Here is a 12,094-nt window from a genome sequence, read left to right as displayed (position 1 = left end):
GACAGCCCGGGGCCGGCTCTCCAAACCGGAGCTGGACCTCCTGGAGTCCACGACGGTGATGTTCCGGCAGTGGGACGCCCAGTGCGGCGGCGGCCTCCGACGCAAGGCGGTCGTCGGCCAGCTCCACGAGGTGACGGACCTGCTCCAGGAGCCCCAGCCCGAGGCCACCACCCGGCGGCTGTTCAAGGTCGCCGCCGAACTCGCCGAGCTGGCCGGCTGGATGTCGTACGACATCGGGCTGCAGCCGACCGCGCAGAAGTACTTCGTCCTCGCGCTGCACGCCGCCAAGGAGGCCGGTGACCGGCCCCTCGGCTCCTATGTGCTGTCCAGCATGAGCCGGCAGATGATCCACCTCGGGCGGCCCGACGACGCGCTGGAGCTGATCCACCTCGCGCAGTACGGCAGCCGCGACTGCGCGAGCCCGCGCACCCAGTCGATGCTGTATGCGATGGAGGCCCGCGCCTACGCCAACATGGGACAGCCCGGCAAGTGCAAGCGGGCGGTCCGGATGGCCGAGGACACCTTCGCCGACGCCGGCGAGTGGGACGAGCCGGACCCCGACTGGATCCGCTTCTTCTCCGAGGCCGAGCTGTACGGCGAGAACTCGCACTCGTACCGCGACCTGGCCTATGTCGCCGGCCGCAGCCCGACCTACGCCTCGCTGGCCGAGCCCCTGATGGAGCGGGCCGTGGAGCTGTTCGCCGAGGACGGCGAGCACCAGCGGTCGTATGCGCTCAACCTGATCGGCATGGCCACCGTGCACCTCCTCCAGCGGGAGGCCGAGCAGAGCACGGTCTTCGCCACCCAGGCCATGCAGGTCGCCAAGAAGGTCCGCTCCGAGCGGGTCAACACTCGTATCCGAAAGACGGTCGACACGGCCGCGCGCGACTTCGGCGACCTGGGCGAGGTCGTCGACCTCACCGAGCGGCTCGCCGCCGAGCTGCCCGAGACCGCGGAGGCGGTCTGACCGCCCCCCTCCGAGACCCCTGAACCCCGGCCGCGGCCGGCCCTCCCGAACTGCCCGACTCGGCTCCCCCATGCCAGGTCATCGGAAGGCCGACCGCGGCCGGCCTGTGCGTCCTGAAGGCAGCGGGGACCGAAGGTTGCGCCACGATAACGATCGGCGCGCCCGCAATCCGGCAGTTCATCGACGCGTAACACAGAACGCGCCTTCGTCACGGCCGCGAAACAACGAGGGGCTTCCACCGAAACCGCGCTGCGCCAATGTCGTGGCGCATAACCGGCCCGCCCCTCAATCCGCTCGAGGCTTCGCCCGCACGGGGCCGTACCAACGACGAGGAGACGCCGATGGCACCAGCCATCACCCTTGCCGCAGAGGCACCCAAGCTGTCTGCCGCCAACACAGGGTTCATGCTCATCTGTTCCGCCCTGGTGATGCTCATGACCCCGGGTCTGGCCTTCTTCTACGGAGGCATGGTCCGCGTCAAGAGCACCCTGAACATGCTGATGATGAGTTTCATCAGCCTCGGGATCGTCACCATCCTGTGGGTGCTGTACGGCTTCTCCATGGCGTTCGGCACCGACTCCGGGAGCCTCATCGGCTGGAACTCGGACTGGGTCGGCCTCACCGGGGTCGACAAGGGCGAGCTGTGGGGTACGTACAACATCCCGCTCCTGGCCTTCATGGTCTTCCAGCTCATGTTCGCGATCATCACGCCCGCCCTGATCAGCGGCGCTCTCGCGGACCGCGTGAAGTTCTCCGCCTGGGCGCTGTTCATCACGCTGTGGGCCACGATCGTCTACTTCCCCGTCGCCCACTGGGTCTGGGGCGAGGGCGGCTGGGCCTTCGACCTGGGCGTGATCGACTTCGCCGGTGGTACGGCGGTCCACATCAACGCGGGTGCCGCGGCGCTCGGCGTGATCCTCGTCATCGGCAAGCGCTCCGGGTTCAAGAGGGACCCGATGCGTCCGCACAGCCTCCCGCTGGTCATGCTCGGCGCCGGTCTGCTGTGGTTCGGCTGGTTCGGCTTCAACGCCGGCTCGTGGCTCGGCAACGACGACGGCGTCGGCACGCTGATGTTCGTCAACACGCAGGTCGCCACCGCCGCCGCCATGCTGGCCTGGCTCGCCTACGAGAAGATCCGCCACGGCGCGTTCACCACGCTGGGCGCCGCCTCCGGCGCTGTCGCGGGCCTGGTCGCCATCACCCCGGCCGGCGGTTCGGTCACCCCGATGGGCGCGATCGCCGTCGGTGCCATCGCCGGTGTCCTGTGCGCCATGGCCGTCGGCCTGAAGTACAAGTTCGGCTACGACGACTCGCTCGACGTCGTGGGTGTCCACCTCGTCGGTGGTGTGGTCGGCTCCATCCTGATCGGCTTCTTCGCCAGCGGTAAGGGCCAGTCCGACGCCGCGGGCGTGCTCTACGGCGACCACAAGTTCGACCAGCTCTGGAAGCAGCTCGCCGGTGTCGGCGGTGTGCTCGCCTACTCCCTGATCGTCTCCGCGATCCTCGCCTTCGTCCTCCACAAGACCATCGGTATGCGGGTCTCCGAGGACGAGGAAGTCGCCGGCATCGACCAGGCCGAGCACGCCGAGACCGCATACGACTTCAGCGGCGCCGGTGGCGGTTCCGCCAAGACGGCCGTCACGGCCCCGGTCGCCGCGGCCGCGAGCAAGAAGGTGGACGCATGAAGCTCATCACCGCCGTCGTGAAGCCGCACCGGCTCGACGAGATCAAGGAAGCCCTGCAGGCCTTCGGAGTACACGGTCTGACGGTCACCGAGGCCAGCGGCTACGGTCGTCAGCGGGGCCACACCGAGGTCTACCGCGGTGCCGAGTACACCGTCGACCTGGTCCCCAAGATCCGCATCGAGGTCCTGGTCGAGGACGACGACGCCGAGCAGCTCATCGATGTCGTGGTCAAGGCCGCCCGCACCGGCAAGATCGGTGACGGCAAGGTCTGGTCCATCCCGGTCGAGACGGCCGTACGGGTCCGGACCGGCGAGCGCGGCCCCGACGCGCTCTGAGGCAGGCAAACAGAACAGGAGTCGCTGGGTGACGGGTACGGATGTGCAGAAGGAAGCAGAGGACTCGGGACCCAGCGGCTACGCGGCGGCCCGGCTGCGTCTCCTCACCGAGGAGACGCGGTCCGGGCCGCCGCGCCGTTCGGCCCTGGCCGAGCTGACGGACGACTGGCTCACCGGCCTGTTCGCCGCGGGCGCGGAGGGACTGCGCGGGGCCTCCCTGGTCGCCGTCGGCGGCTACGGACGCGGCGAGCTGTCCCCACGCAGCGACCTCGACCTGCTCCTGCTGCACGACGGCAGCGACACCAAGGCGGTCGCCGCCCTCGCCGACCGGCTCTGGTACCCCGTCTGGGACCTGGGTCTGGACCTCGACCACTCCGTGCGCACGCCTGTCGAGGCCCGCAAGACGGCCGGCGAGGACCTCAAGGTGCAGCTCGGCCTGCTGGACGCCCGGCACATCGCCGGCGACCTCGGCCTCACCGCCGGACTGCGTACGGCCGTGCTGGCCGACTGGCGCAACCAGGCGCCGAAACGCCTCCCCGAACTCCAGGAACTGTGCGCCGAGCGCGCCGAGCGCCAGGGCGAGCTGCAGTACCTGCTGGAGCCCGACCTGAAGGAGGCCCGGGGCGGGCTGCGCGACGCCACCGCCCTGCGTGCCGTCGCCGCCTCCTGGCTCGCCGACGCCCCGCGCGAGGGCCTCGCCGACGCCCGGCGCCGGCTCCTCGACGTGCGGGACGCCCTGCACCTGGCCACCGGGCGCGCCACCGACCGGCTCGCCCTGCAGGAGCAGGACCAGGTGGCCGCCGAGCTCGGTCTGCTCGACGCCGACACGCTGCTGCGGCAGGTGTACGAGGCGGCGCGGGTCATCTCGTACGCCAGTGATGTCACCTGGCGCGAGGTGGGGCGCGTGCTGCGGTCGCGCGCCGTGCGGCCCCGGCTGCGCGCCATGCTGGGCGGCGGGAAGCCCGTGGCGGAGCGGTCTCCGCTGGCCGAAGGGGTGGTGGAGCAGGAGGGCGAGGTGGTGCTCGCCCGTGCCGCGCGCCCTGAGCGCGACCCGGTGCTGCCGCTGCGCGCCGCGGCGGCCGCCGCGCAGGCCGGCCTGCCGCTCTCCCTGCACGCCGTACGGCGCATGGCCGCCGCCACGCGCCCGGTGCCCACGCCCTGGCCCGCCGAGGCACGCGAACAGCTCGTGACCCTGCTCGGCTCCGGCCGCCCGACCGTCGAGGTCTGGGAGGCCCTGGAGGCCGAGGGGCTGATCACCCGGCTGTTGCCCGACTGGGAGCGGGTGCGCTGCCGCCCGCAGCGCAACGCCGTGCACCTGTGGACCGTCGACCGGCACCTGATCGAGACCGCCGTCCAGGCCTCCGAGTTCACCCGCCGGGTCAGCCGCCCCGACCTGCTGCTGGTCGCCGCGCTGCTGCACGACATCGGCAAGGGCTGGCCCGGTGACCACTCCGTGGCCGGCGAGATCATCGCCAAGGACGTGGCCGCCCGCATCGGCTTCGACCGCCACGAGGTGACCGTCGTCGCCACCCTCGTACGGCACCACCTGCTCCTCGTCGAGACGGCCACCCGGCGTGACCTGGAGGACCCGGCCACCGTGCGCTCCGTCGCCGAGGCCGTCGGCTCCCAGGGCACCCTGGAACTGCTGCACGCGCTCACCGAGGCCGACGCCCTGGCCACCGGACCGGCCGCCTGGTCGTCCTGGCGCGGCTCGCTCGTCGCCGACCTCGTCAAGCGGGTCTCGGCGGTGCTCGCCGGGGACGCCCCGGACGACCCCGAGGAGGGCGCGCCGACCGCAGAGCAGGAGCGGCTCGCCCTCGAGGCGGCCGCGACGGGCAGCCCGGTCCTCGCCCTGCGGGCACAGACCGAGCCGCCCGCCGGGCAGGAGCCGTCCGGCGACCCCGAGCCGCTGGGTGTGGAACTTCTCATCGCCGTCCCCGACCAGCCGCGCGTGCTGCCCGCGGTGGCCGGTGTCCTCGCCATGCACCGGCTGACCGTGCGCACGGCGGAACTGCGCTCCCTGACCCTCCCGGACGGCGTCGACGGCTCCGTCCTGCTGCTGGACTGGCGGGTCGCGGCCGAGTACGGCTCCCTGCCGCAGGCCGCCCGGCTGCGCGCCGACCTCGTGAGGGCCCTGGACGGCACCCTGGACATCGCCGGCCGCCTCGCCGAACGGGACGCGGCCTATCCGCGCCGCCGGGGTGTGGTCGCCCCGCCGCCCCGGGTGTCGGTCCACCCGGCCGCCTCCCGGCTGGCCACGGTGATCGAGGTACGCTCCCAGGACGCCCCCGGCCTGCTGTTCCGCATCGGCCGCGCCCTGGAGGACGCGAGCGTACGGGTGCGCAGCATGCACGTCTCGACGCTCGGCGCCAACGCCGTGGACGCCTTCTACGTGACCGGCCCGGAGGGCGCGCCCCTGCCCGGGGACGAGGCGGCGTCGGTGGCGCGGAAGCTGGAGGAGACACTGCGTGGGTGAGGCCGACCCGGCGACTTGTCACGCCGGGATACCCTGGAGGGCGATTCCCTACAGCCACCAACCCTGAGGACCGCGAGCGCCGTGTTCGATACTCTTTCCGATCGCCTCTCAGCGACCTTCAAGAACCTGCGCGGCAAGGGGCGTCTCAGCGAAGCGGACATCGACGCCACGGCCCGGGACATCCGGATCGCGCTCCTCGAGGCGGACGTGGCGCTGCCGGTCGTCAGGACGTTCATCAAGAACGTCAAGGAGCGCGCCCTCGGTGCCGAGGTCAGCAAGGCACTGAACCCCGCCCAGCAGGTCCTCAAGATCGTCAACGAGGAACTCGTCACCATCCTCGGCGGCGAGACCCGGCGCCTGCGCTTCGCCAAGCAGCCGCCCACCGTGATCATGCTGGCGGGTCTGCAGGGTGCCGGTAAGACCACCCTCGCGGGCAAGCTCGGCCGCTGGCTGAAGGAGCAGGGCCACTCGCCGCTGCTGGTCGCCTGTGACCTCCAGCGCCCGAACGCCGTGAACCAGCTCAGCGTCGTCGCCGAGCGCGCGGGCGTCGGCATCTACGCGCCGGAGCCGGGCAACGGCGTCGGCGACCCGGTCAAGGTCGCCAAGGACTCCATCGAGCACGCCAAGACCAAGGTCCACGACATCGTGATCGTGGACACCGCCGGCCGCCTCGGCATCGACCAGGAGATGATGCAGCAGGCCGCTGACATCAGGGACGCGGTCAGCCCCGAGGAGATCCTGTTCGTCGTCGACGCGATGATCGGCCAGGACGCGGTCAACACCGCCGAGGCCTTCCGCGACGGCGTCGGCTTCGACGGCGTGGTGCTCTCCAAGCTCGACGGTGACGCCCGCGGTGGTGCGGCCCTGTCGATCCGGCAGATCACCGGCAAGCCGATCATGTTCGCGTCGAACGGCGAGAAGCTCGACGACTTCGACGCCTTCCACCCTGACCGGATGGCCTCCCGCATCCTCGACATGGGTGACCTGCTCACCCTGATCGAGCAGGCGGAGAAGACGTTCAGCCAGGAAGAGGCCGAGAAAATGGCCTCCAAGCTGGCGTCCAAGAAGGGCCAGGACTTCACCCTGGACGACTTCCTGGCCCAGATGGAGCAGGTCAGGAAGATGGGCTCCATCTCCAAGCTGCTCGGCATGCTCCCGGGCATGGGCCAGATGAAGGACCAGATCCAGAACCTCGACGAGCGCGACGTCGACCGTACGGCCGCCATCATCAAGTCGATGACCCCGGCCGAGCGCCAGGAGCCGACGATCATCAACGGCTCGCGCCGCGCCCGTATCGCGCGGGGTTCCGGTGTCGACGTCAGTGCGGTGAAGAACCTGGTCGAGCGGTTCTTCGAGGCCCGGAAGATGATGTCCCGCATGGCCCAGGGCGGCGGCATGCCCGGGATGCCCGGCATGCCGGGCATGGGTGGCGGCCCCGGCCGGACGAAGAAGAAGCAGAAGCAGGCCAAGGGCAAGCAGCGCTCCGGTAACCCGATGAAGCGCAAGCAGCAGGAGCAGGAGGCCGAGGCCCGTCGCGCCGCGGCCGCCGAGGGCGGTAGCGCCTTCGGGCTGCCGCAGCAGGGCAGCAAGGACTTCGAACTCCCCGACGAGTTCAAGAAGTTCATGGGCTGACAGCCCGTACCGCACGACACCGAGGGCGCCCCTTTTCATTCCGAAAGGGGGCGCCCTCAGCGCTCTGTCGGCGGTCTGCCGGTCAGGCGTTCGGGAACTTCCAGATGTAGGGCTCGCCGTCCTCCTCGGACCAGTGGACCTCGACGTTCTTGGCGTTCGCCGGGATCACATAGGTCTCGCAGAAGACGTGGCTCTCACCCTGCTTCCAGCTGTCGACGTCGTACGGGTCCTCGCAGCCCGCGGCGTCCTCGGACGCGCCGATGAGGACGGTGCCGCGCTGCCCGTCGGCGAAGACCGTGGTGCCGTCGTGCACATCGGCACCGTCGGTGAGGGCGGGGCCGCTCTTGTGCGTGTACTTCAGGTGGGCCACGGCCAGCACCTTGCCCTTGACCTTGCCGGGCTCCGAGACGGCCTTGGCGGCCTCGGCCTCGGTGCCCACGTCCACCTTCTGCGCCAGGATCTCGTAGGTGACCTTGCCCGGGTCCTCCTCGACCTTGCCCGTGGCGCTCTCACCGCTCCCCATCTCGCCGCCGGACGCCGGCTCCGGCGAAGGGAAGACCTTGGCCTTCTCGGTGGCCGGGCTCTTCGCGTCGGCGTTGTCGTCGCCGCCTCCGCAGGCGGTGAGCGACAGAGCGAGGACGGCGACGGGCGCGACGAGACGCAGCGCGGTCTTGTGGTGCGGCAAAACAGCTCCTGTATGCAGATGTGTAGATCCCCCGAGCGGTGGATCAGATTAAGCGGTCATGATCCACTTGATGGCACCAGAAGCACCGCACCGTGCTTTCTTCACGCCATTCACACCTGCACCGGACAAAGCTTGATCTTTATGGAACCCGGGCGATCAAATACCGGAACACGTTGGGCATCCACACGGTCCCGTCCTGCCGCTGGTGCGGATGCAGTGCCTCGGTCAGCTCCTTGTCGACCTGAACCTGGTCGGTCGCGGTCATCGCCGCGTCGAACAGCCCTGTCGACCTGAGCCCGCGTACCGCGCTGTCCACGTCCGCGTAGCCGAAGGGGCACGCCACCCGCCCGGACCCGTCCGGCTTGAGCCCTGCCCGCTGGGCGACGTCCTCCAGGTCGTCGCGGAGGGCGGGACGCCAGCTGCCCGTGTTGCGCAGCGGCTCCGCCAGCTTCGTGGCCACCCGCAGCACGGACGTCGTGGCGCACCGCTCCGGCGGACCCCAGCCGGCCAGCACCACGGCCGCGCCGCGCTCGGCGAGCGGCGTCGCCTCGGCGAGCAGCTCGCTCATCCCCTCCGAGTCGCCCGCGAGGCACCCGATCGGCTCGAAAGCGGTCACCAGGCTGTACGCGGGAGCACCCGGCACCGCCGCGTCCCGTGGCGAGCCCTCGACCAGCCGGGCCTCCGCACGCGTGCGCGTGCCCCACGCCTCGGGCTGCAGCCGCTCCCGCGCGAACGTCATTCTTTCGGGGGAGGAGTCGACACCGGTGACCGTCGCTCCCCGGGCGGCGGCCATCAGCAGGGCGAGTCCGGAACCGCAGCCGAGGCCGAGCAGCCGCGTGGCGGGACCCACGTCCAGTCGCTCGTGGACGGCCTCGTAGAGCGGTACGAGCATCCGCTCCTGGATCTCGGACCAGTCACGCGCGCGTGCACGCAGGTCCACGCGGGGTGCGGCCCCCGCGTGAGGCAGGTGCTGCCGCACGAGCGTAGGTGTCATAAGTAAGCGCCCCAATCCGCCGAGAGTTGCCTCTTGCCCGATTCCATGGCCCCCGTGACAGTGCGCTCGCACTACCCCCGTATGCCAGGAAACTCCCCCCTCGACCTGTCGTCCAGTGGAATGCGCCCCGCCATGTGAGTTGTCATGTGCCTATGGCGAGATTTCACATTCCGGCAACTTGGGCCCGTACGATCTCGCCATGGCCAAGGCGCCCGTTCTCACCCCCCAGGCGGACGATTTCCCGCGCTGGTACCAGGACTTGATCACCAAGGCGGAACTCGCCGACAACGGTCCGGTGCGCGGCACCATGGTCATCCGACCGTACGGGTACGGGTTGTGGGAGCGGATGCAGTCCGAGATGGACGCCCGCATCAAGGAGACGGGCACCCAGAACGCGTACTTCCCGCTGCTGATCCCCCAGTCGTACCTGACCAGGGAAGCGGATCACGTCGAGGGCTTCGCGCCCGAGCTGGCCGTGGTCACCCACGGTGGCGGCAAGGAACTCGAAGAGCCCGCCGTGGTCCGGCCCACCTCCGAGATGATCATCAACGCCTCCTTCTCGAAGTGGGTGCAGAGCTACCGCGACCTGCCGCTGCTCATCAACCAGTGGGCGAACGTCGTGCGCTGGGAGCTCAGGCCCCGCCTGTTCCTGCGCACGTCCGAGTTCCTCTGGCAGGAGGGCCACACCGCGCACGCCACGTACGAGGAGGCGCGCGATTTCGCCGCCCGTATTCACCGGCAGGTCTACGAGGACTTCATGGTGAACGTGCTCGCGATGGACGTCGTCCCGGGCCGCAAGACGGTCAAGGAGCGGTTCGCCGGTGCCGTCAACACCCTGACGCTCGAAGGAATGATGGGCGACGGCAAGGCCCTCCAGATGGCCACCAGCCATGAGCTGGGCCAGAACTTCGCGAAGGCCTTCAACACCCGGTACCTGTCCAAGGACGGCCGGCAGGAGCTGGTCTGGCAGACCTCCTGGGGTTCCACCACCCGCATGATCGGCGCCCTGGTGATGATGCACGGCGACGACAACGGCCTGCGCGTCCCGCCGCGGCTCGCACAGATCCAGGCCGTGGTGCTCGCGATCAAGGGCGACGAGGCGGTTCTGGCCAAGGTCCGCGAGCTCGGCGACCGGCTGAAGGCGGCCGGTGTCCGCGTCCAGGTCGACGACCGCACCGACCTCCCCTTCGGCCGCCGTGCCGTCGACTGGGAGCTCAAGGGCGTCCCGGTGCGCATCGAGGTCGGCCCGCGCGACCTGGAGAACGGCACGGCGATGCTGGCGCGCCGCATCCCGGGAGGCAAGGAGCCGGTGTCCCTGGACTCCCTGGTGTCGCTGCTGCCCATGATCCTGGACGAGGACCAGGCACTGCTGCTGAAGCAGTCCCGCGAGCGCCGCGAGTCCCGTACGACCGAGGTCGCCACGTTCGAGGAGGCCGTCGAGGCGGCCACCGCCGGCGGCTGGGCGCGCATCCCCTGGGCCGTGCTCGGCGAGGAGGGCGAGTCCAAGCTCGCCGATCACGCGGCGACCGTACGGTGTCTGGTCGCCGAGGACGGGGCGGTGCCGGACGCCGACGACGCACCCGGTAACGTCGCCGTCGTGGCACGCGCTTACTGAGCGGCACGCAAGGCGGCCGAAACGCCTCTTGCGTACATGTGGACCCCTGCTTCCCCGGCGCGTGGACCTGATCTACGCGCCGGGGCGTACGCGGAACTACGCACCACCTTGTGGTGAGCTGCGAGGCTTCTCCACAGATCAGCGCACGCGCCCTCGTCAGGACGCATCAGAGGCAACTGACGGGTACGTGCAAATTATTTGGGATGGCCCGGAATCGGAACACTGTGGCCCCCCGGCTCGTTGTCATTACGTGAGCACGACACAGACACCACCTGTTCTCGCCGCAGAGCTGGCACAGGCGTGGGCCGATATTCAGCGGTACCACCCCGAGCTGCCCGACCTTGCCGCGCCAGAGTCCCTGATCGGGGAGTCGTCGTCCGCGTGCGGTCACGAGCTCTCCTTCGAGCGACTGCTCCATGAGGCAGTCCATGGCATCGCCGCCTCGCGCGGCGTCCGCGACACCTCCCGTGCCGGCCGCTACCACAACCGCAGATTCCTCGCGATCGCCGAGGAGCTGGGCCTGGACCACCCCGAGGAACCGCATCCCAGCAGCGGTTTCTCCCTGGTCACGCTCACCCCCGAGGCGAAGCGCCGCTACCGCCCGACGATGGAACGCCTCCAGCGCGCCCTGAAGGCCCACACGGCCGCCACCTCCTCCGACACCTCCCGCACCTTCCGGGGCCCGGCCGCACGCCACGGCTCCTCCGGCGGCGGCGTACGCGTCAAGGCGGTCTGCGACTGCGGTCGCAACGTACGTGTGGTGCCGTCCGTCCTCGCCCAGGCGCCGATCGTCTGCGGCGGCTGCGGCAAGCCGTTCCGTATCCCGGACGTCGTGGGAGCGGGAGCGGTGGCGGGCTGACGTCGGCACCGGCATCTCGTGGCTGCCGGTCGAGACGCGCTGCCGGGGTGTGCACCCGACGTACCTCACCTCCGCGCCGGGTGCCTACCCGGCATGCCCGTGGAGCGGCGCACCCCCGGCAAAGCCGCCCCGCAGGGTGTGGCACAATGGCTAGCTGTACTCGACAGTCGCACAGGACCCCTCTCTCCTCCGGCTGACGCGTCCATCGGGCACTCGGGTACCGCAACCCCACGCGGCCGTCTCGCCGTGCCCAACCACGTCAAATCCAGGAGAATCCACTCCCGTGGCAGTCAAGATCAAGCTGAAGCGTCTGGGCAAGATCCGTTCGCCTCACTACCGCATCGTCGTCGCCGACTCCCGTACCCGCCGTGACGGCCGGGCCATCGAGGAGATCGGCAAGTACCACCCGACGTACAACCCGTCGGTCATGGAGGTCGACGCCGAGCGTGTGGCGTACTGGCTGGGTGTCGGCGCGCAGCCGACCGAGCCCGTGCTCGCCATCCTCAAGAAGACCGGCGACTGGCAGAAGTACAAGGGCGAGCCCGCCCCGGCTCCGCTGCTGCAGGCGGCCGAGAAGGCGGCGCGCCCGTCGTTCGAGGCCTTCGGTGGCGAGGACGAGGGCAAGGGTGAGGCGATCACCCAGAAGAAGAAGGCTGAGAAGAAGGACGAGGCGGCCGCCGAGTCCGCGTCGACTGAGGCCTGAGCATGCTCGAGGAGGCTCTCGAGCACCTCGTGAAGGGCATCGTCGACAACCCTGACGATGTGCAGGTCGCCTCGCGCAACCTGCGCCGCGGGCAAGTGCTCGAGGTCCGGGTGCACCCGGACGACCTCGGCAAGGTGATCGGC

At 70.2% G+C, this 12,094-nt stretch carries 10 protein-coding genes and 1 pseudogene; 9 read left to right on the top strand and 2 right to left on the bottom strand.

Annotated features, from left to right (window positions below):
• The 5 genes and pseudogenes from ACFTZL_RS30655 to ffh all read left to right on the top strand — a co-directional run.
• Positions 1–967, top strand: a pseudogene (locus ACFTZL_RS30655) (hypothetical protein); the annotation flags it as partial.
• Positions 968–1,308: 341 nt separating this feature from the next.
• Positions 1,309–2,652: an ammonium transporter gene (locus ACFTZL_RS30650; RefSeq protein WP_382589073.1), complete on the top strand. Its 1,344-nt coding sequence runs from the start codon at positions 1,309–1,311 to the stop codon at positions 2,650–2,652.
• On the top strand, positions 2,649–2,987 hold the full coding sequence (locus tag ACFTZL_RS30645) for a P-II family nitrogen regulator (protein WP_030231663.1): 339 nt from the start codon (positions 2,649–2,651) through the stop codon (positions 2,985–2,987). The genes ACFTZL_RS30650 and ACFTZL_RS30645 overlap by 4 nt, the downstream gene beginning before the upstream one ends.
• Before the next feature lie 28 nt (positions 2,988–3,015).
• Entirely contained in the window at positions 3,016–5,463 is a 2,448-nt protein-coding gene (locus tag ACFTZL_RS30640) for a [protein-PII] uridylyltransferase (RefSeq protein WP_382589070.1), read from the top strand.
• An 81-nt stretch (positions 5,464–5,544) separates the two neighbouring features.
• A complete protein-coding gene (gene ffh / locus ACFTZL_RS30635) occupies positions 5,545–7,095 on the top strand; it encodes a signal recognition particle protein (protein WP_382589067.1) in 1,551 nt (516 codons plus the stop codon).
• 82 nt (positions 7,096–7,177) lie between these two features.
• On the opposite strand, the gene ACFTZL_RS30630 is transcribed toward ffh, so the two are convergent.
• A complete protein-coding gene (locus tag ACFTZL_RS30630; protein ID WP_382589064.1) occupies positions 7,178–7,780 on the bottom strand; it encodes a hypothetical protein in 603 nt (200 codons plus the stop codon).
• Between the two features lie 139 nt (positions 7,781–7,919).
• Positions 7,920–8,774, bottom strand: coding sequence for a methyltransferase (locus ACFTZL_RS30625; RefSeq protein WP_382589061.1), 855 nt, complete (start codon positions 8,772–8,774; stop codon positions 7,920–7,922).
• Positions 8,775–8,973: 199 nt separating this feature from the next.
• Between ACFTZL_RS30625 and proS the strand changes: the two genes are divergently transcribed.
• From proS to ACFTZL_RS30605, 4 genes are all read left to right on the top strand, one after another.
• Positions 8,974–10,389, top strand: a complete 1,416-nt coding sequence (gene proS / locus ACFTZL_RS30620) for a proline--tRNA ligase (RefSeq protein ID WP_382589058.1) — start codon at positions 8,974–8,976, stop codon at positions 10,387–10,389.
• A 250-nt stretch (positions 10,390–10,639) separates the two neighbouring features.
• Positions 10,640–11,248 carry a hypothetical protein gene (locus ACFTZL_RS30615; protein ID WP_184598513.1) on the top strand — a complete coding sequence of 203 codons (609 nt, stop codon included), beginning with the start codon at positions 10,640–10,642 and terminating at the stop codon, positions 11,246–11,248.
• Positions 11,249–11,531: 283 nt separating this feature from the next.
• The gene (rpsP, locus tag ACFTZL_RS30610; RefSeq protein ID WP_382589054.1) at positions 11,532–11,951 is read left to right on the top strand and encodes a 30S ribosomal protein S16; all 420 of its coding nucleotides are present in this window, start codon (positions 11,532–11,534) and stop codon (positions 11,949–11,951) included.
• A 2-nt stretch (positions 11,952–11,953) separates the two neighbouring features.
• Positions 11,954–12,094 (top strand): KH domain-containing protein (locus tag ACFTZL_RS30605; protein ID WP_382589076.1); only part of this gene is annotated, 141 nt, incomplete at its 3' end.

The sequence above is a fragment of the Streptomyces sp. NPDC056948 genome (assembly GCF_042674225.1).
Lineage (GTDB): Bacteria > Actinomycetota > Actinomycetes > Streptomycetales > Streptomycetaceae > Streptomyces > Streptomyces purpurascens.
The sequence above is the reverse complement of the archived record's forward strand: the minus strand, read 5'-3'. Positions and strand labels throughout refer to the sequence as shown.

Bases quoted from the DNA above. Each gene is read 5' to 3' on its own strand.
- ACFTZL_RS30650 (WP_382589073.1), top strand. From the start codon at position 1,309: ATGGCACCAGCCATCACCCTTGCCGCAGAGGCACCCAAGCTGTCTGCC.
- ACFTZL_RS30645 (WP_030231663.1), top strand. From the start codon at position 2,649: ATGAAGCTCATCACCGCCGTCGTGAAGCCGCACCGGCTCGACGAGATC.
- proS (WP_382589058.1), top strand. From the start codon at position 8,974: ATGGCCAAGGCGCCCGTTCTCACCCCCCAGGCGGACGATTTCCCGCGC.
- ACFTZL_RS30625 (WP_382589061.1), bottom strand. From the start codon at position 8,774: ATGACACCTACGCTCGTGCGGCAGCACCTGCCTCACGCGGGGGCCGCA.